We start from the raw sequence: 21,797 nt of genomic DNA on the forward strand, positions 1-21,797 counted from the left end.
GACACAATCGGTGGCCAGTTTAAGTCAGGAAGTCGAACCCAGTTACATGAATGCCTTGCCGTTTTCGCTGCGTCCGGTGGCCATTGAACTCTATAACTACCATTTGCTGAAAACGGTCATGGAAGTCCGGCTCGGAAAGCGGCCAAATGATTTGTCGGAGCGGTTCGATTTGAGTGACGGGCAATGGCAGGAAGTGTGTGACGCCGTCATTGTCACCAAGTTGACCCAATTGACGCTCTCCTCGCAGTTGACGCCGAAGTGCGCGCATTATTTGCAGCAATTGCTGAAACAAACGCTGGGGATGTCGGAGCGAAGCCTTGACGACGTTTATCAGTCTGTCCATGCGCAAGCGCCCGCTTTGGGGCAATGGATTCGGCGCTTGCAAAAACTCTCCAGTCGTTAATTGTCAAAACCGCCAGGCCTGGCGGTTATTGTTATAAAAATAATTTATGTTTTTCTTAAAGTAATAAATATAAGCAAATGCTTATTTTTATGCTTTAATCATCGGGTGAATTGAAACATTTTTAAAAGGAACCCGATATGAAACAGTTTGCTTTATCGATGATGGCTTCGGCGGTAATGATGGCGTATGGCACCACGGCGAGTGCGGCGCCGGAACCGAAAGATCCGAAACGTCATACGCCGCAAGGCTTGTATGTGGATGCGAAAGAAACGCAGGAGATGATGAAAAAAGATTCGAACGTGATTCTGGTTGATGTCCGTACCCCGGAAGAGTGGCAGTTTGTCGGTTACACCAAAGCGGCGCAAATTATGTTGCCGGCGGTGATGTTCGATTATTCCAAAATGGATACCAAGCAAAACAAACCGCGTTATATGCCGGCGCCGAATTCAAAGTGGATTTCACAGTTTGAAGAAAAAATCGCCGATTTGGGCGCGGATGAAGACAATACGTACGTCATTATGTGCCGCTCCGGGGCGACGCGCGCCGCACCGGTCGCCAAAATGCTGGATCAATACGGTTATGAAAAGGTTTACATCATGACCGACGGCTTTGAAGGCGGTAAGTTGAAAGACGGTGAGAAGAAAGGCTTCCGTTTGAAAAACGGCTGGAAAAACTCGGGTGCGGAATGGACCTACAAGATCGACCCGGATAAAGTCTACTTCAAGACCTACGGTGTGGCGTATTAAGGCATCATTTAGACCGATTTAAAGCACCCTGTTGAGCAGGGTGCTGGGTGGAAAAACCGAATTCGTATCTCGGTTAAGATTAGCGGCGTCAAGCCGCTTTTTTTGTTTCTGGCGTTGAGGGGTGTTTCAGCCAATCGGCAACATTCACTTGCCAGATTTGCTGGAAGCCTTTAATCAGCAGATACATGAACAGCAATGGCAACAACAGGGTTTTCAGCAGATACAGCATCATTAGGTTGAGCAGGTTTTCCACCGACGCTTCCAGCTGGGCTTGAATTTTGAAGATATCGACCTCGCCGATGGAAGCGGTGAAGGACGACAAACCCCGATTGATGGAATCCAGCATCGAATCCGATTGGCCCGCCAAACGACGTTCATAACGCGCGATGCGCTCGTCAACTGTCATCAAGCTTTCTTGCAAGGCGTTGAGCGCATTTTCTTCTTGGGACATCTGCGTCTCTAACGCTTGCAAGGTCTCTTTCGCCTCACTTAATGCTTTGTCCTGTTTAAAGACGTTGAAACGCTCCCAAAGCGGAAGTTGTTGTCGAAGGTGTTCAACGCGTTCCGCCTGTTCTGAAACCTGCGTTTGCAGAGACGTTAATTGGCTTTGCCGACTCTGGATACGAGCGACCAGTGTAGGGCGTTCTTGTTGCAATTGTGCCAAAGCCTGTTGCATGGCTTGCGGGGTTTGAGGCATCTGGTTGAGTTCGTCCAGGTCGCTGGCGAGGTGCTCGACTTTCTGTTGATTGGCTTGGATATTCGGTTCGATAAAAGTGTGGTCGACGGCCAGGTTCAGTAACAACATCACGGATAAGCACAGCCGGAGGAAAATCGTCAATAAAAACAGTTTGCTGAAAATGGCCAGGCCTGGTCGGGTTGGGCGAAACAGGGCGATGATGAGGCCGATGCCGAATACGGATAAAATGATATTGAACAGATTGGACGAAACGATGGTCAGCAGAATCTTTTGAATGGCGATGGAGCCGATGGCAAAGGTCAGTAACTCCGAAAAGCGTTCGATTAAATCGTTCAAGGGGTCCAGTAGTTCACCCACCGAAATCGAAGCTACTCCAATGCTGATGGTGGAAGTCGAGAACATGGAGATCACCGCATTCAGCGAACGGCTGACTCCGTAACTTGCTAAAGCGTTCAGCAGAGAGCCTTTTAGATAGTCGTAAGTGTAATGGTCCAAGGCGCCAAGCCAGGCAAGCGCCAATAAGCCGGCGACGAGCAGTGCCGTGAACAGGCGGCGGTTGAATGGAGCGGATGAACGCGTTGGAATCGTCATGCGGTTTCTCCGGGCATGGGGTTAAAAAGGATGGACATGCTTTAAAAGCAGTATAGAGATTCATCGGTTTTTCTCAACCCGAATTTTGGGTGTGGTGCAGATGGGCGCACGGCCGCAAAATGAACGATGATGGTCGTGGGAACGGCTGTTCTGGTGCGGTTTAAACCTTAAAAAATTATGCGATAAGTATTTGACATCAATGGAAAGTTTATGGATAATTCCGCAATCCTTTCAAACATTTAGATGCTTAACGAAAGATTTAGCCCTTTCCGAAAAGTGTCGATGGTCGATGCGTATCGATGTAAACGATTGAAAATACAAAATTTTTTGGAGTAAATAAATGGCAAATTCAGCACAAGCAACTAAGCGCGCTCGCCAAGCCGAGAAGCATCGAATTCATAACGCGAGCATGCGCTCTGAAATGCGTACCAAAGTCAAAAAAGTTTTGGCGGCGGTTGAAGCGGGTGATAAAGAAGCCGCGAACGCAGCTTTCCGTGTCGCTCAGTCCAGCTTGGACGGTATGGCGCGTAAAGGCATCATCGAGAAAAACAAAGCGGCCCGTAACAAAAGCCGTTTGAACGCTCGCATCAAAGCGATGGCGTAATTTGACCGAATCGAAACCGATTCTGTTAAGTTGAAAAAAACCGGGGATAACCCGGTTTTTTTATGTCTGCAATTTGGTTTTTCACCGAAAGGCTGGCTTTCGCGATAAATTCCACAAAAAAACTTCTGTGTAAACGGGTTCCCCGTTACAATGAATTTCATCGATTTTTCCAAAATTCCATTCAATTAAGTGACTAGATTTTGCCTTGAAGCGTTTGATTAAAGCTACGGCCACCGTCGGTGGCATGACCATGATTTCCCGTGTGCTCGGTTTTGTACGAGACATGGTGATTGCACGCTATTTCGGGGCGTCCACCGGTGCGGATGCGTTTTTCGTTGCGTTTAAAATCCCCAATTTTTTCCGCCGTCTGTTTGCCGAAGGCGCCTTTTCACAGGCATTTGTGCCGGTGTTGGCCGGAGTGAAGGAGCGGGAAGGAAAGGCGGCGGTCAAAGCGTTGGTGGATGCGATTCTGTTCCGGCTGGGCGGCATATTGCTGCTGCTGACGGCGTTCGGTGTGTTTGGCTCCGGCTTGTGGATGATGGTCTTCGCGCCGGGCTTTATCGACGATCCGGTCAAGTTTCAACTGGCCTCGGACATGCTGTCCATCACCTTTCCGTATCTGCTGCTGATTTCTCTGGTGGCGTTTTCATCCGCCATTATGAATACCTATAACCAGTTCGCGGTGCCGGCGTTTACGCCGGTGTTTTTGAACCTGACGCTGATTTCGTTCGCCATTTGGGTGTCGCCGATGCTGGAAGTGCCGGTCATGGCGTTGGCCTGGGGGGTCTTGGTCGCCGGCGTATTGCAGTTGCTGTTTCATGTCCCTTTTTTGAAGCGTTTGGGGCTGTTACCGGTGCCGTCGGCGCAGAAAAATGACGGCGTCGGCGAGGTCAAGCGCTTGATGATTCCGGCGTTGTTCGGGGTGTCGGTCGCGCAAATCAATCTGCTGGTGGATACGGTTTTGGCGTCGTTTTTGGTGACGGGCTCGGTGTCCTGGTTGTATTATTCGGATCGCTTGATGGAATTTCCGTTGGGTGTTTTCGGTGTCGCCTTGGCGACGGTCGTATTGCCGGGCTTGTCGAAAAAGGCCGCCAATGAAAACTGGAACGGTTACCGTCAGGACATCGATACGGCGTTGCGCTTGGTGTTGGTCATCGGGTTGCCGGCGACATTGGGCTTGCTGCTGCTGGCGCAACCGCTGATTATTAGTCTGTTTCACTATGGTGCCTTCACCGAACGGGATGTCACCATGTCGGGCTTGAGTCTGATGGCGTATTCCTTCGGGCTGCTGGGCTTTATCTTGGTGAAGATATTGGCACCGGCGTTTTATGCGCGTAAGGAAATGAAAACACCGGTCAAAGTCGCCGTGGTGGCGCTGGTGACGAATGTGGTTTTGAATTTGGCATTGATCGGGCCTTTTGCGCATGTGGGCTTGGCAGCGGCGACCAGTGCCTCGGCGTTTGTGAATGCCGGTTTGCTGTACATTTTGCTACGTAAGCAGGATAAGTTCACGCCGTTATCCGGCTGGGGTAAGCTGTGGATGCAGGTCTTGCTGGGCAATGTGGTGCTGGTGGCGTTTTTACTGTGGATGTCGCCCGCACCGACGGAGTGGTTGGCGTTCGATGCCTGGCACCGTCTTGCCTGGTTGAGTGGTTTGGTGCTGGGTGCCATCGCTTTGTACTGTGTGGCGCTGTTGCTGCTTGGCGTGCGTCCGGCGGGTTGGTTGCAGTCGAAACCTTGAAAACGCCCAGGCCTGGCGGTTTTGATGATACGCGCTTTAAGCGATGATTTTTTCGAAAAGCCAAACGATTTTGCGCGGTCTCAAATCCCGGAATACGTTATAATCTATCGCTTATTTCAAGCAATGAAATCAAACAGATGCACTTGATACGGGGTTTACACAATTTGGATTCGGTTCGAGACGCGTTCCGTCAGGGCTGTGTGTTGACCATCGGCAATTTCGACGGCGTGCATCTCGGGCATCGAGCCATTTTGCAGCAGGTTCAGGACCTGGCGGCCGACAATGGTTTGCCGTCGGTGGTGATGGTGTTCGAACCGTTACCGATCGAATATTTTGCGCCGCAATCCGCGCCGGTGCGTCTGATGAATTTACGTGAAAAACTGGCGGCGTTTCAGGACACCGAGGTGGATTATGTTTTGGTGTGCCGTTTTGATGAAGCCTTTGCCAACTGGACGGCCGACGATTTTGTTCAGAACCTGTTGAAAGAGCGCTTGAATGTGCGCCATCTGGTGATAGGTGACGATTTTCGTTTTGGATGTCAGCGCCGCGGCAATTTCGAATTTTTGATGGCGCGCGGTGCGGAACTGGGCTTTGACGTTACCGATGTGGCGACATTTGAAGTGGACGGAGAGCGTGTGAGCAGCACCCGGGTGCGTCAGGCGTTGGCAGATCATGATTTACCGTTGGCCGGGCGGCTGTTGGGCGACGATTTCCGCTTTCAGGGCCGGGTGATTCATGGTCAAAAACTGGGCCGTAAAATCGGATTTCGAACCTTGAACCTGAACCCGAAACGCATCCAGATGCCGTTGGAAGGGGTCTATGCGGTCAAGGTCAGTGGGTTGGACGAAGTGGATTGGCCGGGGGTAGCCAATATCGGTGTCAGGCCCACCGTCAACGGACAACGCCCTTCCATTGAGGTGCACTTGTTCGATTGGCAGAAAGACGTTTACGGCGCGCACATCGGCGTTAAAATAGAGCGTTTCATTCGCTCTGAAATGAAATTTGATTCGCTTGAAGCCCTGACGGATCAGATTCGACAGGATGTGCAGGTGGCGCGGCGAATGCACGGCCTGGAAGGCGGCACGGCGGATTGATACCGCCGCCATGATGGAATTTTTAAAAATCTAAACTGAAGTTATCGACATGACAAAAGATTACAAACCGACATTAAACTTACCCGAAACCGATTTCCCGATGCGCGGCAACTTGCCGAATCGGGAACCGAAGCAGGTCGAGCGTTGGATGCAGGCGAACCTGTATCGTAAAGTGCGTGAAGCCATGGCGGGGCGTCCGAAGTTTATTTTGCATGACGGGCCTCCGTATGCGAACGGTAACATTCACATCGGCCATACGGTCAATAAGGTGCTGAAGGATATGATTGTCAAATCCAAAGGGTTCTGTGGGTTTGACGCACCTTATGTGCCGGGCTGGGATTGCCACGGTTTGCCGATTGAATTGAATGTCGAGAAGAAAAAAGGCAAAGTCGGCCAGAAAATCGGTGCCACCGAATTCCGCCAGGCCTGCCGCGATTACGCTCAAAAACAAGTGGATGCGCAAATGGAGGGTTTCAAACGTCTGGGAGTCGTGGCGGATTGGGAACACCCGTATTTGACCAAGGATTATCGTTTTGAAGCCAATGAGATTCGCGCTCTGGCGAAAATCGTCGAAAACGGCCATTTGATAAAAGGCACCAAGCCGGTTTACTGGAGTGTCGGCGGTCATTCCGCTTTGGCGGAAGCCGAGGTGGAGTATGAAGACAAGCGTTCTCATGCCATCGATGTGCGTTTCAAAGTCTTGGATGAAGCCGCGTTTTTCGAACGTTGTCATCATGTGGAAGCGCAGTTGGGCGAAGGGCCTTTGTCGGTGGTGATTTGGACCACGACGCCTTGGACCTTGCCGGCCAACCAGGCGGTCTCAATCAACCCGGAGTTGGAATACGCCGTGGTGCAGGTTGACGGCGAGAACGGGCCGGAGCGTCTGTTCCTGGCCGAGGCGCTTTTAAAAGACAGCATGGACAAATGGGGCTTCGAAAACTATCGCGTCATCGCTTATGGCCGTGGCGACCAGTTTGAATTGATCCGTCTGCAACATCCATTTTACGATCGTATTGTCCCGCTGATTCTGGGTGATCATGTCACCACCGATGCCGGGACCGGCTGTGTTCACACGGCGCCGGGGCACGGCCAGGAAGACTACGCAGTCGGTTTGAAATACGATTTGGAAGTGGATTGTCCGGTGGACGGTCGCGGTAATTATGTGGCGGGCACGCCGTTGTTCGAAGGCGAGAACGTCCTTAAAGCCGACGACCATGTGATCGAGGTGTTGCAAGAACATCAGGCCTTGGTCCATCACGAAGCGATTGTGCACAGTTATCCGCACTGCTGGCGAACCAAAACGCCGTTGATTTTCCGTGCCACCCCGCAATGGTTCATCAGCATGACGGAAGGTAATCTACGCCAACAAGCCATGGACGCCATCCAAAAAGTGGAATGGGTGCCGGATTGGGGGAAAGCTCGTATCGAAGGCATGGTTGATGGCCGTCCGGACTGGTGTATTTCCCGTCAGCGTTTCTGGGGCGTGCCGATTCCGATTTTCATTCATAAAGCCACCGGCACCATGCATCCGAATACCGTCGAGATGATGGAAAAAGTGGCTCAGATGGTGGAAGAAAAATCCATCGACGCTTGGTATGATCTGGAACCGGAAGAGTTGCTGGGCGCGGAAGCGGACGATTATGAAAAAGTCACCGACATTCTGGACGTCTGGTTCGATTCGGGGATTTCACATTTCGCTGTGCTGGAGCAGCGTGATGAGTTGACGACACCGGCGGATTTGTATCTGGAAGGGTCCGACCAACATCGTGGCTGGTTCCAATCTTCATTGTTGACGTCCTTGGCAATCCGCGGCGAAGCGCCGTATAAGCAGGTGCTGACGCACGGCTTTACCGTCGATAAAGACGGCAAGAAAATGTCGAAGTCCAAAGGCAATGTGGTCGCGCCGCAGGACATCGCCAATAAGTTCGGGGCCGATATTTTGCGTTTGTGGATTGCCGCCGCCGATTACCGTTATGAAATGACGGTGTCCGACGAAATCATTCAGCGTACGGCGGATGCTTATCGTCGTATCCGCAATACCTCGCGGTTCCTGCTGGCGAATATCAACGGTTTCGATCCGAAAACCGATGCCGTGCCGTATGACGAGATGTTACCGCTGGATCAGTGGGCCGTCGGTCAGGCCGCACAAATTCAACAGGAAGTGGAAGCGGCCTATGAGTCCTATCATTTCCATACCATTTATCAAGCGGTGACGCACTTCTGTTCGGTCGAACTGGGCGCGTTTTATCTGGATGTCATCAAAGACCGTCAGTACACCTGTAAAGCGGACAGTTTGCCGCGACGTTCCGCGCAAACGGCCTTGTATCACATCGTGGAAGCCTTGACGCGTTGGATTGCACCGATTTTGAGTTTCACCGCCGAGGAAATTTGGCAGTCGTTACCGGGTGACCGTTCCGACACCATCTTTACCGAACAGTGGTACAACGGCTTGACGGCATTGGACGAAACGCAACCGATGAATTCGGCCTATTGGGCGCGGATGATGGAGGTGCGTTCAGCGGTCGCCAAGCAATTGGAACAGTTGCGAAATGACGGTGTGGTGAAAGGCTCTTTGACCGCCGAAGTGACGCTGTATGCCGACGGCGATCTGTTCGAGCAGATTCAAGCCTTGCAGGACGAATTGCGTTTTGTGTTGATTACCTCTTACGCCACTGTGAAACCGGTATCCGAAAAAACCGATACCGCGGTCACTACCGATGTGGATGGTTTGTGGGTGGATGTTGGGGCGGCCGATAAACCGAAATGCGGTCGCTGCTGGCATCATCGAGAAGATGTCGGGTCGCACAGTGAAGACGAGGATTTGTGTCAACGTTGTATTGATAATGTCTATGGCGAAGGAGAGCAACGTCAGTTTGCTTAAAATCGGCCAGGCCTGGTCGGTTTCACCATTCGACGTATCGTTATGACGCATTCCACCTCTCTTTCCCAAACGGCGCTGAAAACGCTGTGGCTCGCTGTTGTGCTGCTGGTGTTGGATCAGTTGACCAAGTATTGGGCCAACACCGGTTTGATACTGGGCGAGCCGGTGGCGATTCTGCCGCATTTGAACTTCACGCTGGTCTATAACTATGGCGCGGCCTTCAGTTTCCTGGCGGATATGGGCGGCTGGCAACGCTGGCTGTTCACCGGATTGGCGCTGGGGGTCAGCGGCGCTCTGCTTTTCTGGTTATCCAAGCTGCCGAAGGTGTGGAGTGCGGAAACCGTTGGCATCAATCTGATTCTGAGCGGTGCCATCGGTAACGTCATTGACCGGATTCTGTTCGGTCGGGTGACCGACTTCGTCGACTTCTATATTGGTTCCTGGCATTACGCCACCTTTAATGTGGCCGATATGGCGATTAATATCGGGGCGGGATTATTGATTCTGTCCGAATTCTGGTTAAAGCCGAGACGTGAAAAGCGCGCCGTGCAACGCGACGAATCTTAAGCCTTTCCTCTTTCAATTCTTTTCCAAGCCTTTTGGTGATGTCAGTCTGACGTCTTCGGTGACGATTGGGTTTGCTGCGCCTGTTGCTTGGCTTTTTCGGATTTTTCCAGTTGATTGGCGAGTTTGGTGAGGCGGCTTTGTAGCTTCCAGAATAAGTAGGCCGGTTGTTCGCACACATCGGGTTTGGGTGTTTTGAGCATGTCCGCTGACCTGTCTAACGGTTTGAAATGTCGTTTAAAGACCATTATAGCCGATTGCGAATGATCACAATCGGCCTGTCAAAGGTGTTGATGACTGTATCGACTAACGAACGGTTTTCTGTAAGATTTTCAGCATGCGATAGGATGGATAGCCGTCGGCCGGCAAGCCATTTTGCAGTTGGAAAGCGCGCAGAGCGCTGCGGGTTTTGCTGCCGGCAATGCCGTCGATTTTACCGATGTCTTCACCGGCCAGGGCCAGGCGTTCTTGCAATTCTTTGATTTGGTCGCGGGTGAGCGACTTGTCGTCTTTCGGAGCGGTTTTGCTCAATGGCGGGCGCCCGACGATGCGATCCGCCAGATGACCGACGGCGAGGGCGTAACTGTCGGAACGGTTCCAGCGCTTGATGACGTCGAAGTTATCGAAGACCAAAAACGCCGGGCCGCGATAGTCGTACGGTAAGAGCAGGGCGGCTTTCATGTCGGCCTCCGGTAACGGGCGACCGTCCGCCAGTTTTAAACCGAGTTGGCGCCAGTCATCCAGGGAGCGTTTAGTCCGCCCGTCGGCTAAGGCCAGGTCGAAGTTTTCCGGAAGTGTCACTTCCCGTCCCCAGTTTTCTTCACGTTGCCATCCCAATTCATTCAGGAAGTTCCCCATTGAGAAGAACACGTCCGGCAGGCTGTTCCAAAGGTCGCGTTTGCCGGAGTTGTCGGCATCCACTGCATATCTTAGATAGTTGCTGGGCATGAATTGGCATTGTCCCATGGCGCCGGCCCAAGAGCCTTTCATTTGGGCCGGGTCAATATGGCCCTGGTCGATAATGCGTAAAGCAGCCATGAGTTCTTTCTGAAAAAATTCGGAGCGACGTGGGTCGTACGATAGTGTGGCCAGGGATTCGATAATCGGGGTGTTGCCGGTGTAACCGCCGAAATTGGTTTCCATGCCCCAGAAGGCAATCAGAAAACGCCCTGGAACACCGTATTCGCGCGTGACTTCCTGCAGTTGGGGTTTGTACTTTTCATACAGCTTTTGACCGGTTTCAATGCGCCAGTCGGTGACGGCACGGTTGAAGTATTGCCAGAAGGTGCGGGTGAATTCCGGTTGACGGCGATCCAATTCCAGAACGCGTTCATTCAAATGCACATTTTTGAATGCTTTGTTCAGGGTCTGCTGGGAAATGCCGTCCTGACGGGCCTGTTTTTTGAAGCCTTTTAGCCAGGCCTGGAAATCGGCTTCGGATTGTGGCGGAGGATCATAGGCCATGGCCGGCGACTGTGCCAGCAGGAAGGATATGCAAACCGTGAAAAAAAGTCGTGTGATGAATGTCATAAAAAATTATAAGCCGGTGTTCAAATGTGCATTTTTGTATATAAGTGCGTTCTAATAATGTCGCCACAGGGAGGCCATTTTACTAAAGTGGCTTGTCGTAATGCAGTAAAATAACGTTTTTGTCGATAGGTAATTTCAATGTGTCGTTTTTTTGCAACGTCTCCGCCGGGCTTGAACGAACTGCTTCGTGAAGAGTTGACCGGTTTCGGAGCGGAAAATATCAAAATCCAGCCAACGGGCGCGACCTTTGAAGGCCCTTTGGATGTCGGGTATCGAACCTGCCTTTGGTCACGCTTGGCGAATCGGGTCTATTATGTGTTGTTGGAAACCGAGGTGCCGAATCAGGAAGCCTTGAGCGGCCTGGTGGCGTCCATCGATTGGGTTCAGCATGTGGCGCAGGACGGGACTTTTGCGGTGTCCTTTACCGGGAAAGGGCTGGGCATCGAACACAGTCATTATGGTGCGTTGAAAATCAAAGACGGCATCGTCGATTATTTCCGTGAGCGCTACCAAACACGTCCGTCGGTGGATGCGACCACACCGGACATTCGCGTACACGGTCACGTCAATCGCAATCATTTGACGCTGAGCCTGGATTTGACCGGCTACAGCTTGCACCAACGCGGTTATCGCGAAGGCACGCAGGTGACGGCACCCTTGAAAGAAAATGTCGCGGCGGCGATTTTGATGCGGGCGAATTGGCCGGAAATCGCCAAACGCGGTGGTTCGCTGTATGACCCCATGTGCGGTTCCGGTACTTTTCTGATCGAAGCGGCGATGATGGCCTCCGATACGGCGCCAGGCCTGGCCAAATCCGGTGAAATGTTGCTGAACTATTGGCGTGGTCATGACGAAGTCCTGTGGGAAAATTTGCTCGAGGAAGCCGAACAACGCGAAACCGACGGTTTGCGTCAGTTGCCGATGATTTACGGTTCCGACATTTCGCATAAGTCCTTGGACATTGCCCGCGAAGCGATTCAAGCGGCCGGTTACGACGACGTGATTGAAATCAAGCAAATGAGCGTTGAGCAGGGACGAAAATGGGGCGATTGGCCGACCGGCTTGATTGTGACCAATCCGCCGTATGGGGAACGCCTGAGCGATGAAGAATCGGTCAAACAGATTTACATGCAACTGGGCGAATATCTGAAATTGGAATTCAAAGATTGGAAAGCGGCGGTGCTGACCTGTAATACCGAGTTGGGCATGTATTTGGGCATTAAAGCAAAACGTTCGCACGACTTTTACAACGGTGCCATGGCGTGTCGTTTGTTCCGTTTTGATTTGGATGAAAGCTTATTCCGCCAACCGGCCTTGCAGGTCAAGTCGGATTTGGTGTCTCAAGTCCGCCGCTTGCAACCGGAATTGGCAGAGTCCGATAACGCACGCATGGTGGCCAATCGCATCCACAAGAATATGAAAGGGCTGAAAAGCTGGGTGAAGCAGCAGGACATTCGAGCCTATCGTGTTTACGATGCCGACATCCCGGAATACGCCCTGGCGATTGATTTGTACGATACGCTGGAAAGCGGTTTGTGGGTGGTGGTGGCTGAATACGCGCCGCCGAAAACCGTTAACCCGACCAAGGCGAAGCGCCGCTTGTATGAAGCCTTGTCGGTGTTGCCGGAGGTGTTCGATGTGGCCGCGGAACGCATTGTGTTCAAAGTGCGCAGTCAGCAAAAAGGCCAGGACCAGTACGAAAAAATGGACGAGCAGAAAGCCTTTTTCACCGTGTTGGAAAACCAAACCAAAATCCGCGTCAACTTCACCGATTATCTGGACACCGGTTTGTTTCTGGACCACCGGGATGTGCGCCGGGAAGTGGCGAAGCTGGCCAGCGGCAAACGTCTGTTGAACTTGTTCTGTTACACCGCCAGCGCCACGGCGGAAGCCGTCAAAGCCGGTTGTAAAGGCAGTTTGAGTTTGGATATGTCGAAAACCTATTTGTATTGGGCCAAGCACAATTTCATGTGCAACGATATCGATGAACGTCAGCACCGTTTGCAGCAGGAAAACGTATTGGAATGGTTGGATAAGGAAACCGATGGTTCGTCTAAAACGCCGTCCGAGACCTTTGATGTGATTTTCCTGGATCCGCCGTCGTTTTCGACCTCCAAGCGCATGGAAGGCACCTTGGACATTCAGCGTGATCATGTGGATTTAATCCGCAAAACCTTGACGCTGTTGGCACCGGGCGGGCATTTGGTGTTCTCGAACAATCTGCGTAAGTTCAAACTGGATCAAGCGGCGTTTGCCGACGATTGGGCCATTGAAAACATTACCCAGCGTACCTTGCCGAAAGACTTCGCCCGTAATCCAAAAATCCACCAGGCCTGGGTGTTTTCGGCGAAATAAACGTTTTCTAACGTGGAAAGCTTGATTTGCATTAAGTCTGGTGAGCGTCGTCGGGCGTGCGAACCTTTTTTTGTTAGAATGCCGCGGTGCCGTCTTTGATGATGGCGGTTACCCGTAATGATAATGCCATAGGAATCCCGCATGGAACAGAGTATTCGATTCGACGAAGATTTGATTAAGCGTTATAACCAGTCCGGACCGAGGTACACCTCGTATCCGACGGCGGTGCAGTTTGACGAATCGTTCGGAATTCCCGAGTATCAGGCCGCGGCCGAGCGCAGTAATGCCTCGGATCGTAATCTGTCGCTGTATTTTCATATTCCGTTTTGCGATACGGTGTGTTTTTTCTGTGCCTGCAACAAGGTTTGGACACGGGACCGCAGCAAAACCACGCCTTACCTAGACCGCTTGTATCGTGAAATCGAAATGCAATCCAAGCTGTTCGACCCGAGCCGTAAAGTGGACCAGTTGCACTGGGGCGGCGGTACGCCGACTTTCATCAATATGGATGAAATGCGTGAGCTGATGACGGTGACGCGCCAGCACTTTAATCTTCATGATGACGATTCCGGCGAGTATTCGATTGAAATCGACCCGCGCGAAGCGAATAAAGAATCCGTCAAGTTGTTGCGTGACTTGGGCTTTAACCGTATGAGCCTCGGCGTGCAGGATTTCGACCCGAAAGTACAGAAGGCGGTGAACCGTATTCAGACCGAAGCCCAAACCTTTGAAGTGTTGGAAGGTGCGCGGGAGGCCGGGTTCATGTCGGTGAACGTGGACTTGATTTACGGTTTGCCGCATCAGACCGAAGCCGGCTTTATGGCGACCTTGGACAAGGTCTTGGCGGTGGAACCGGATCGTTTCTCGGTCTTCAATTATGCCCATATGCCGAGCATGTTCCCGACCCAGAAAAAAATGAATGAAGCCGATATGCCGTCGCCGGATGAAAAACTGGCGATTTTGCATGCCACCACCAACCGACTGCTGGAAGCCGGCTATGTTTACATTGGTATGGATCATTTTGCCAAGCCGGACGATGAGTTGGCGGTGGCGCAACGTAACGAAACCCTGTATCGGAATTTCCAGGGCTATTCCACGCATGCCGAATGCGATTTGGTTGGCATGGGCGCGACGTCGATTTCGTTGATTAATAACACCTATGCGCAGAACTACAAGTCGTTAAACGACTATTATGCGGCGATCGATGCGGGGCTCTTGGCGGTGTTCCGTGGCGTGACTTTGACCGAAGACGATGAATTGAGACGGGATGTGATTACCCGTTTGATCAGCCACTTCCATTTGAATTTTGCCAAGGTCGAGCAGCAGTGGGGCATTGTCTTTAACGAATATTTCGAACAAGCGCTGCCGAGGTTGGCACCAATGGTGGAAGATGGTTTGATCGAGTTGACGGAAACGGATTTATACGTCACCGCCGCCGGGCGCTTGCTGATTCGCAATATCTGTATGGTGTTTGACGCTTATTTGAAGCCGGGCACCCAAAATCGCTTTTCCAAAGTGATTTGAGTTTTGATTTAAGTCGTCCAGTTCTTTTGGAACGACTTGAATTACGTTAAGGGTGTACCTGACGGCGAATCTGGTTAACGTCGTCTTCGGTCAGCCCTAATACTTGAATAGTGTCTTCGTACAGAACCGGTAATTCGGTTTCGAGAATATTCTTTTTGTTTTCCAGCGCTAAGACGTGCGCCAATTCCAGCATGGCCGTCAGTTGGCGAATGTCTTTATCCTTGATGCGCTTCAGGTCGTCTTCATGGTGCAGCAAAATCGCTTTGCAGACTTCATCTTTCAAGCCCCAATCTTTGGTCATGACGTAGCCCACTGCACTGTGCGTGGTGCCGAAACGGGCGTATTCATCCTGGTGGACTTGGTAATGATTCATCAAACTGGCCACAAAGGTTTCCGGGTGCAGTTTGTCGAGTTCGGCGAATAGGAAAGTGCCGATGTCGTGCACCAATCCAAACATATAAGCTTCGGCCGTATTCAGTAAATTCAGTTTTTTGGACAGTTGTACCAGAATATCGGCAATGACGATGCTGTGATAGGACAGGCCTTGCACTGGGCTGGCGTCGAGCATTTTCTGAATTTGCACACAGAAGACATAGTGTTTGATGTTTTTCAGGCCGAGAAAGTCGATGGCGGCGTCGATGGATTGGATGCTTTTCGGTTGCGGTTTCTTCTGGCTGAGTTTGTTGGCCAGCGCCACCAAGTCACCTGCTAGTGTCGGGCTGGTGGAAACCAGTTCCTTGATTTTCGACGGGTTGGGAAATTCGTATAAATCGAGTAGTTTGCGCAATTCCATGACTTCCCGTGGGATGGTCACCACCGGGTAGTTGGCGAGGAGTTGGCGGGCAACATCAACCTGATCTTTCAATGACATAGTGCAACCTGATTCGTTATTTTTCTGTTGTTGTCTGAGAGGGATTTGGCGCTAAAAAGGGTTTGATGGCGTCCATAAAACGTGGCAAGGCACCGGATTGCTTTTTGAAGCAGTTATAAGCGCGCTCCGCGTACGCCTGGCGCTGTTCCGGGTTTTGCGCAAACAGTACCAGTTGTTCGCCGAGCTGAATGTCGTCGTCGGCGATGGAGACCGCATTGTCGTCCTTGAAGGTATCGTAAAGCGCTTGCAAATTCATGTGGTATTGGCCGGATAAAACCGGTTTGCCCAATGCGGCCGGTTCCAGAATGTTATGGCCGCCGAACGGCACCAGGCTGCCGCCGATGAAGGCGACGTCGCCGACTTGGAACCAAAGCATCAATTCACCGATGGTGTCGGCCAGATAAACCTGTGTATCAGCGGTGACCGTCTCGCCACGGGAACGCACCGCAACCTTGAGGTCGGATTGTTCGAGAAGCTTCGCGACCTCGGTAAAGCGGTCGGTGTGTCGCGGCACCAAAATCAATAACGCGTCCGGCGTGGATTTCAATAAAGCCCGGTGGGCATTCAGCATGAGAGCTTCTTCGGAAGTCGAACTGTCTTTCACCGGGCCATGGGTGCTGGCAGCGACCCAAATGAACCGTTTGTCGGAGTGGGCGTCTTTTCGCCAGGCCTGGGCGTTTTCGGCTAAATCGGCCGGAATGTGGATGTCGGATTTCAGATTGCCGAGTTGTTGAATGCGATCCCGGTGGACACCGAGTGCGACCAAGTGGTCGGTATCGGCGGTGAACTGGCTGGCAATCAATTGGGTTTGGTTCAGTGCGTTGGCAATCAGGCGCGCGCCCCATTTGCGGTAGGCTTGAAAGGATTTTTCCTTGATGCGCGCATTCGCCAGGACCAGCGGAATCTGGTGGTCATGGCAGGCCTGGTATAAATTCGGCCAGATTTCGGTTTCCACCATAATCACCAGTTTGGGGGCGATTTTATCCAGGAATCGCTGTACGGCGCCAGGGTAGTCGTAGGGAATCATTTGATGTTGAATCGGTATCGGGGCGAAGCGAAGCGCTTGTTGTGCGCCTTGGGTTGAACCGCTGGTCAAGGTGATGGGCGTGTCCGGATACTGGGCTTTCAGCTCGGTGAGCAATGGAAAGATGGAGCGGGTTTCGCCGACGGAGACGGCGTGGATCCAGATACCGCCTTTTTGGAACGGTTGATTGTTCCAGCCGAATCGAGCACGGAAGCATTGTGGGATAGGCGCATAATCGTTTTCCTGACGAGCTTGCCTGTCGGCTTTCCGGCAGCGTTTCCACCCGGAGTAGGCGATCAGCGGAAACGCCAGGAATAACAAAAATCGGTAGAGCCAAAGTCCCATCGTCTGTAACCGTTATCGGTTCAGGTCGTAAATTTGAATGACGCCGACGATGCGGTTCTGATCCGAGACCAGCAAGGAGGTGATTTTTTGTTGGGTCATCATCTCTTCGGCATCGGATAGGCGAGCTTCGGCATCGATGGTTTTCGGTTGGCGTTTCATGATGTCGCCCGCGGTTTTCTGCAAGAAGGTATCGGTGTTTTCTTCCATTTGACGACGTAAATCGCCGTCGGTGATGATGCCTTCGCCATTGTTGACGATACACAGCCCGAGGCGTCCGTCGGTCATGGTATGAATGATTTCTTTCATGTTGGCCGTGGCCGGAATGAATGGCAGGTTTTCCGATTTCATTTCGTGTTTGACGCGGGTTAAGAGTTTGCGCCCGAGGCTGCCACCCGGGTGGAAACGGGCAAAATCTTGCGGCTGGAAGTCGCGGGCTTCCATCAGGGCGACGGCCAGCGCATCGCCCATCACCAGCGTGGCGGTGGTGGATGAGGTCGGCGCCAGTTGATGTGGGCAGGCTTCTTGCGGCACGGCAATGTTCAGATGGAACTCGGAGTTTTTCGCCAGGGTCGATTCCGGGCGGCCGGTCATGGAGATGATGATGTTGCCGTTGTCTTTCAAGAATGGAATCAATTTGATGACTTCCTCGGTTTCGCCGGAGTTGGAAATCGCCAAAAAAATGTCTTTCGGTGAGATCATGCCGAGATCGCCATGGAAGGCTTCGCCCGGGTGCATGAAAAAACACGGGGTGCCGGTGCTGGCCAGGGTGGCCATGATTTTTTTGCCGATGAGGCCGGATTTGCCCATGCCGCAAATCACCAGACGCCCCTGTGTTTTGAGAATGGCGTCAACGCTTCGGGCAAAGTTGTCGTCCAGCAATTGTTTCAAGTGGGTGATGGCTTCGGCTTCAATGTCGAAAACCCGTTTTGCAATGTCAATAGCGCTCATGTCTTTCCCTTACGGATGTGTTCGATGGGCTGAGGGTGCTCAGCCAGAATCATATTAAAGCAAATGCTTAACGTGATTAAAACTTATAGGCAATGTGTAAATTGTGAAAATCCGTGCCCGGGTTCGGCGTTTCGATATTGGCGTTGGAGATGTGCAGATAGCGATAACCGATTTCAAACTGGTCGCTTTGCACCCCCAGGCCGAAAATACTGCCGAATTGAAATTGGGTGGATTTGAATTCGTTTTCGATGGTGACGTCCGACAGGTATTGCGGACCGCCGCCGAGTTCCAAATAGGGTTTGATCTGGCCGGTTTTCCAAATGTAATGAAACACCGGGGTCAAGCCGACAATATAACCGCTTTTATTGTCGGCGTCCTTGTCGGTGGAGTACCAGTAGTTCGCATTGATTTCCCAGCGCCCGCCAATCCGAAAATGCTCGTTTTCGAATAACGGTTTTTGCCAGTCGGCCCCGAAGGCGAAGCGATTGTTTTGGATGGTGTTGTCGGCACCGACATCAACACTCAGTGATAATTTGTCGGTATTCAAACTTGGATCAAAAGAACAAGGGGCCTGTCCTTCGTAACAGGCATAGCCGAACGAACCAATGGCCCCAATGATGGTGAGGTTCATTAATAAGTCGTTGGAGCTGTCGGCGTGCGCTTTTGGTGTGGTAATGGCAAACAACAGAGAGAAAGCAATGAAAAGTGACCGCAAAGTCGGGTTAAAAACGAACATTAAAATGGAATCCTGTTAGACTTATGTCAGAGTTTTAAATCATAATAAATACTTTCGATATTTTAATCTAATCAATCCATGAAAATGCACGATTTTTCCAAAACCAAAATTTTAGTCGTCGGTGATGTCATGTTGGACCAGTATTGGTCCGGTCGCGCAGGCCGTATTTCCCCTGAAGCGCCGGTGCCGGTGGTGAAAGTCGCGGACGAAGATGTTCGGGCCGGCGGCGCGGCCAATGTCGCACTGAATATTGCCGATTTGGGCGCTCAGGTACAATTGATAGGAATTGTCGGGCGCGACAGTTTTGGTGAGCAACTTTCTCAAGTGTTGAAAGACGCCGATGTCACTTCCGATTGGGTGTATTCCGAAGCGGGCACCATATGTAAATTGCGTGTGCTGAGCCATCATCAGCAATTGATTCGGATGGATTTCGAAAACGCCGTGCCGGAAAAAGATGCGCAGGCATTGGCTGACTTGGTGGCCTCTCAGGTGGCGGCGTTCGATGTGGTGGTGATTTCCGATTACGCCAAAGGTGCCTTGCAGTATGTCGAGAAGATGATTGAGGCGGCCAAACGGCAGGACGTACCGGTGTTAATCGACCCGAAAGGTGATGATTTCACCCGTTACAGCGGTGCGACGCTGGTAAAGCCGAATCAAGGCGAATTCGAATTGATTGTCGGTGCCTGCCCGACCGAACAGGATGTGGTGGAACGTGGCGAAAAACTGATTCGTGACATTGATATCGATGCCTTGTTGGTGACGCGCAGTGAACATGGCATGGCATTGGTGGAACAGGGTGCGAAACCGACTTTGCTGAAATCGCAGGCGCAGGAAGTGTTTGACGTTACCGGCGCCGGCGATACGGTGATTGCCACGCTGGCCACTGCGTTCGGCAGTGGCATGTCCTTACCGGATTCGGTGCGGTTGGCGAATGAGGCGGCCAGTATTGTGGTGCGTAAAGTCGGCACGTCGACGGTGACGCGGGTGGAGTTGGAAGAACAAGTGTATGCTTCGCAACGTCATCAGGCGTATATGTCGATGTCGGAAGACGAGGTGGAAGCCTTGATTCGCTTGGCGCAGGAAAAAGGCGAGAAGGTGGTGTTCACCAACGGCTGTTTCGATTTGCTCCACAGTGGGCACGTGCGTTATTTGAACGAGGCGGCGAAAACCGGCGACCGTCTGGTGGTGGCGGTGAACTCCGATGAATCGGTGAAGCTGTTGAAAGGCGACAGTCGCCCGATCGTTCCGTTGGAAGGGCGAATGGAATTGTTGTCGGCTTTGAGTTGCGTCGATTGGGTGGTGCCTTTCGGAGAGGAAACGCCGGAGCGTTTGATTTGTAAGTTGAAGCCGGATGTGCTGGTGAAAGGCGGCGATTACAAGCCGGACGAAATCGCCGGTGCACAGTGTGTGTGGGAGAATGGTGGCGAAGTCGCCGTTCTCTCGTTTTGGGACGGGTATTCCACCACCAATATGGTGGACAAAATCCAAGCGCAAGAATGAAAAGTGGAAAAAACGTGTAATGAACTTAGAACATGCTTTGCAAGCGCATCAAAAAGCCATACAATCTGTAACTGAATCGTCACAAATACTTACGGAACTGGTTGATAGAATGGTTCGGTCCCTCAAAGAGGGTGGAAAGGTTCTGTGGATGGGGAACGGTGGCAGTGCGGCGGATGCTCAGCACATGGCGGCGGAATTGATGGTGCGTTACGTGAAGAACCGTGCACCGCTGGCGTCAATCGCTTTGACGACGGACAGTTCCATTTTAACCGCGCACACCAACGACTTTGAATTCGAGACCCTGTTTTCCCGTCAAATCGAAGGTTTGGCCAGGCCTGGTGATATTGTGATCGGTTTGTCGACATCGGGTCGTAGCCCCAACGTCGTAAAAGGGATTGAGAAAGCCCGTGACCTTGGGTGTGTCACCGTGGCCATGACCGGCAACCAGCCGAGCGTATTGGCCGAGATTTCAGATTTCTGTTTTCAAGTGGATTCGGACGAGACCGCTCGGATACAGGAAGCGCACAGCTTCATCAGCCATCTTCTCTGCGAAGGGCTGGATGAAGAGTTTGGATAGGAGGTTCATGCTTTTCCATTGAGCTTCCGGTACGTACGACTGTTTTGAGGGTGCTCAATGTCTTATATCCTAGCGGCCGATGTCGGCGCGACCAAAGTGTTGTTGCAGGCATCGGATACGACCAAGAATCTCGTGTTGGCCGAGAAACGCTACCTCAGTGCCGATTTCCCTTCCTTGACGGCATTGATTGAAACCTTTCAATCCGAATTCGATTTGCCGGCCATCGATGCTGCTTGTCTGGGGTTACCCGGCCCCGTCAAAAGTCGTCGCGCCGAGTTGACCAATTTACCTTGGACTGTGGATGCGGATGCCCTGGAAACCTTATGTGGCATCGATCGTGTCGATATTATCAATGATTTTTATGCAGCAGCCCTCGGTGTGGACGATTTGCAGCCAGACGATTTGGTATGTTTGCAGGAAGGCCAATACGACATCACCGGTAATCGACTGGTGGTCGGTGCCGGTTCCGGTTTGGGCGTGGCGCCGGTCAAGAATTGCAACGGCGCCTTTATCCCCCAGCCTTCCGAAGGCGGTCACGCCGACTTCGCCCCCGTCAATAATGAACAAGACGATATTCTGGCTTGGTTGCGCAAGAAATGGCCGCATGTTTCCTATGAGCGCTTACTGTCCGGCGAGGGCTTGGAAACCCTTTATTTCTTTTACAGCATCCAAGCTCACGGCCACGGCAAGCGCGGCATTAATGCCGCCGAAATTCATCAAGCCGCGTTGGACGGTGAGCAGATCGCGGTACAGACGTTGGATACGTTTGTTGAAATTTACGGCGCTTACATTGGTAATGCCGCACTGATTTGGGAGCCGCAGGCCGGTATTTTTGTGGCGGGCGGCATTGCACCTAAAATACAGGATTGGATGACGCAACCTCGCTTTATCCACGCGTTTCTGAACAAAGGGCGCATGAAAAAGATCGTCGAAACCTTTCCGATTTATTTAGTGGTGAACGAGTCGGTGGGATTGTTGGGTGCGATTCGGCATGCCCGAAGCTTGCTGAACGCCCATCCGGAATAACTCGTCACAATCATTATTTCCAGTTGCACGAACCGAGAGG

General features: G+C 51.9%; 19 protein-coding genes. 12 read left to right on the plus strand and 7 right to left on the minus strand.

Annotation, left to right across the window (positions count from 1 at the left end):
* Positions 1–10 precede the first annotated feature (10 nt).
* Together EPV75_RS03065 and EPV75_RS03070 are read left to right on the plus strand one after the other, a co-directional pair.
* On the plus strand, positions 11–403 hold the full coding sequence (locus EPV75_RS03065; protein ID WP_127120083.1) for a hypothetical protein: 393 nt from the start codon (positions 11–13) through the stop codon (positions 401–403).
* 137 nt (positions 404–540) lie between these two features.
* Positions 541–1,149, plus strand: coding sequence for a rhodanese-like domain-containing protein (locus EPV75_RS03070; protein ID WP_128384428.1), 609 nt, complete (start codon positions 541–543; stop codon positions 1,147–1,149).
* An 88-nt stretch (positions 1,150–1,237) separates the two neighbouring features.
* Here the strand turns inward: EPV75_RS03070 and EPV75_RS03075 are convergent, their stop codons facing one another.
* Complete coding sequence (locus EPV75_RS03075; protein WP_128384429.1) at positions 1,238–2,437, minus strand: hypothetical protein; 1,200 nt, start codon at positions 2,435–2,437, stop codon at positions 1,238–1,240.
* 340 nt (positions 2,438–2,777) lie between these two features.
* Here EPV75_RS03075 and rpsT point away from each other — a divergent pair, with 340 nt between their 5' ends.
* The 5 genes from rpsT (at position 2,778) to lspA (ending at position 9,324) form a co-directional block, all read left to right on the plus strand.
* Positions 2,778–3,041: a 30S ribosomal protein S20 gene (rpsT, locus tag EPV75_RS03080; RefSeq protein ID WP_029939778.1), complete on the plus strand. Its 264-nt coding sequence runs from the start codon at positions 2,778–2,780 to the stop codon at positions 3,039–3,041.
* A gap of 205 nt (positions 3,042–3,246) precedes the next feature.
* The gene (gene murJ / locus EPV75_RS03085) at positions 3,247–4,782 is read left to right on the plus strand and encodes a murein biosynthesis integral membrane protein MurJ (protein ID WP_128384430.1); all 1,536 of its coding nucleotides are present in this window, start codon (positions 3,247–3,249) and stop codon (positions 4,780–4,782) included.
* A 137-nt stretch (positions 4,783–4,919) separates the two neighbouring features.
* Positions 4,920–5,876, plus strand: a complete 957-nt coding sequence (ribF, locus tag EPV75_RS03090; protein ID WP_128384431.1) for a bifunctional riboflavin kinase/FAD synthetase — start codon at positions 4,920–4,922, stop codon at positions 5,874–5,876.
* Positions 5,877–5,925: 49 nt separating this feature from the next.
* Entirely contained in the window at positions 5,926–8,757 is a 2,832-nt protein-coding gene (gene ileS, locus EPV75_RS03095) for an isoleucine--tRNA ligase (protein ID WP_128384432.1), read from the plus strand.
* A 42-nt stretch (positions 8,758–8,799) separates the two neighbouring features.
* Positions 8,800–9,324 (plus strand): signal peptidase II, encoded by a 525-nt coding sequence (gene lspA / locus EPV75_RS03100; protein ID WP_128384433.1) that lies wholly within the window; start codon positions 8,800–8,802, stop codon positions 9,322–9,324.
* A gap of 41 nt (positions 9,325–9,365) precedes the next feature.
* Here the strand turns inward: lspA and EPV75_RS12210 are convergent, their stop codons facing one another.
* Complete coding sequence (locus tag EPV75_RS12210) at positions 9,366–9,524, minus strand: hypothetical protein (RefSeq protein WP_192894026.1); 159 nt, start codon at positions 9,522–9,524, stop codon at positions 9,366–9,368.
* Between the two features lie 103 nt (positions 9,525–9,627).
* Positions 9,628–10,851, minus strand: a complete 1,224-nt coding sequence (locus EPV75_RS03105) for a lytic murein transglycosylase (protein ID WP_128384434.1) — start codon at positions 10,849–10,851, stop codon at positions 9,628–9,630.
* 138 nt (positions 10,852–10,989) lie between these two features.
* Between EPV75_RS03105 and rlmKL the strand changes: the two genes are divergently transcribed.
* Positions 10,990–13,206 (plus strand): bifunctional 23S rRNA (guanine(2069)-N(7))-methyltransferase RlmK/23S rRNA (guanine(2445)-N(2))-methyltransferase RlmL, encoded by a 2,217-nt coding sequence (gene rlmKL, locus EPV75_RS03110; protein ID WP_128384435.1) that lies wholly within the window; start codon positions 10,990–10,992, stop codon positions 13,204–13,206.
* A gap of 141 nt (positions 13,207–13,347) precedes the next feature.
* Complete coding sequence (hemN, locus tag EPV75_RS03115) at positions 13,348–14,730, plus strand: oxygen-independent coproporphyrinogen III oxidase (RefSeq protein WP_128384436.1); 1,383 nt, start codon at positions 13,348–13,350, stop codon at positions 14,728–14,730.
* A 46-nt stretch (positions 14,731–14,776) separates the two neighbouring features.
* Here the strand turns inward: hemN and EPV75_RS03120 are convergent, their stop codons facing one another.
* From EPV75_RS03120 to EPV75_RS03135, 4 genes are all read right to left on the minus strand, one after another.
* Positions 14,777–15,601, minus strand: a complete 825-nt coding sequence (locus EPV75_RS03120) for an HDOD domain-containing protein (protein ID WP_128384437.1) — start codon at positions 15,599–15,601, stop codon at positions 14,777–14,779.
* A 16-nt stretch (positions 15,602–15,617) separates the two neighbouring features.
* Positions 15,618–16,970, minus strand: a complete 1,353-nt coding sequence (locus tag EPV75_RS03125; protein WP_128384438.1) for a 3-deoxy-D-manno-octulosonic acid transferase — start codon at positions 16,968–16,970, stop codon at positions 15,618–15,620.
* A gap of 12 nt (positions 16,971–16,982) precedes the next feature.
* On the minus strand, positions 16,983–17,918 hold the full coding sequence (locus EPV75_RS03130; RefSeq protein WP_128384439.1) for a KpsF/GutQ family sugar-phosphate isomerase: 936 nt from the start codon (positions 17,916–17,918) through the stop codon (positions 16,983–16,985).
* A gap of 76 nt (positions 17,919–17,994) precedes the next feature.
* On the minus strand, positions 17,995–18,654 hold the full coding sequence (locus tag EPV75_RS03135) for an acyloxyacyl hydrolase (protein WP_128384440.1): 660 nt from the start codon (positions 18,652–18,654) through the stop codon (positions 17,995–17,997).
* Between the two features lie 78 nt (positions 18,655–18,732).
* Here EPV75_RS03135 and hldE point away from each other — a divergent pair, with 78 nt between their 5' ends.
* Genes hldE through glk form a run of 3 tightly spaced genes read left to right on the plus strand, consistent with a single transcriptional unit; the run spans position 18,733 to position 21,757 of the window.
* Positions 18,733–20,154 carry a bifunctional D-glycero-beta-D-manno-heptose-7-phosphate kinase/D-glycero-beta-D-manno-heptose 1-phosphate adenylyltransferase HldE gene (gene hldE / locus EPV75_RS03140; RefSeq protein WP_128384441.1) on the plus strand — a complete coding sequence of 474 codons (1,422 nt, stop codon included), beginning with the start codon at positions 18,733–18,735 and terminating at the stop codon, positions 20,152–20,154.
* A 19-nt stretch (positions 20,155–20,173) separates the two neighbouring features.
* Entirely contained in the window at positions 20,174–20,731 is a 558-nt protein-coding gene (locus EPV75_RS03145) for a D-sedoheptulose-7-phosphate isomerase (protein ID WP_029939791.1), read from the plus strand.
* 57 nt (positions 20,732–20,788) lie between these two features.
* On the plus strand, positions 20,789–21,757 hold the full coding sequence (gene glk / locus EPV75_RS03150) for a glucokinase (protein ID WP_128384442.1): 969 nt from the start codon (positions 20,789–20,791) through the stop codon (positions 21,755–21,757).
* Positions 21,758–21,797 lie beyond the last annotated feature (40 nt).

It is taken from the genome of Hydrogenovibrio thermophilus, from assembly GCF_004028275.1.
Classification (GTDB): domain Bacteria; phylum Pseudomonadota; class Gammaproteobacteria; order Thiomicrospirales; family Thiomicrospiraceae; genus Hydrogenovibrio; species Hydrogenovibrio thermophilus.

Coding starts and splice junctions, on each gene's coding strand:
- EPV75_RS03075 (WP_128384429.1), bottom strand. CDS start 2,437: ATGACGATTCCAACGCGTTCATCCGCTCCATTCAACCGCCGCCTGTTC.
- EPV75_RS03120 (WP_128384437.1), bottom strand. CDS start 15,601: ATGTCATTGAAAGATCAGGTTGATGTTGCCCGCCAACTCCTCGCCAAC.
- glk (WP_128384442.1), top strand. CDS start 20,789: ATGTCTTATATCCTAGCGGCCGATGTCGGCGCGACCAAAGTGTTGTTG.
- hldE (WP_128384441.1), top strand. CDS start 18,733: ATGAAAATGCACGATTTTTCCAAAACCAAAATTTTAGTCGTCGGTGAT.
- EPV75_RS03130 (WP_128384439.1), bottom strand. CDS start 17,918: ATGAGCGCTATTGACATTGCAAAACGGGTTTTCGACATTGAAGCCGAA.
- ribF (WP_128384431.1), top strand. CDS start 4,920: ATGCACTTGATACGGGGTTTACACAATTTGGATTCGGTTCGAGACGCG.
- EPV75_RS03135 (WP_128384440.1), bottom strand. CDS start 18,654: ATGTTCGTTTTTAACCCGACTTTGCGGTCACTTTTCATTGCTTTCTCT.
- rpsT (WP_029939778.1), top strand. CDS start 2,778: ATGGCAAATTCAGCACAAGCAACTAAGCGCGCTCGCCAAGCCGAGAAG.
- EPV75_RS12210 (WP_192894026.1), bottom strand. CDS start 9,524: ATGCTCAAAACACCCAAACCCGATGTGTGCGAACAACCGGCCTACTTA.
- EPV75_RS03070 (WP_128384428.1), top strand. CDS start 541: ATGAAACAGTTTGCTTTATCGATGATGGCTTCGGCGGTAATGATGGCG.
- ileS (WP_128384432.1), top strand. CDS start 5,926: ATGACAAAAGATTACAAACCGACATTAAACTTACCCGAAACCGATTTC.
- lspA (WP_128384433.1), top strand. CDS start 8,800: ATGACGCATTCCACCTCTCTTTCCCAAACGGCGCTGAAAACGCTGTGG.
- hemN (WP_128384436.1), top strand. CDS start 13,348: ATGGAACAGAGTATTCGATTCGACGAAGATTTGATTAAGCGTTATAAC.
- EPV75_RS03145 (WP_029939791.1), top strand. CDS start 20,174: ATGAACTTAGAACATGCTTTGCAAGCGCATCAAAAAGCCATACAATCT.
- rlmKL (WP_128384435.1), top strand. CDS start 10,990: ATGTGTCGTTTTTTTGCAACGTCTCCGCCGGGCTTGAACGAACTGCTT.
- EPV75_RS03125 (WP_128384438.1), bottom strand. CDS start 16,970: ATGGGACTTTGGCTCTACCGATTTTTGTTATTCCTGGCGTTTCCGCTG.
- EPV75_RS03105 (WP_128384434.1), bottom strand. CDS start 10,851: ATGACATTCATCACACGACTTTTTTTCACGGTTTGCATATCCTTCCTG.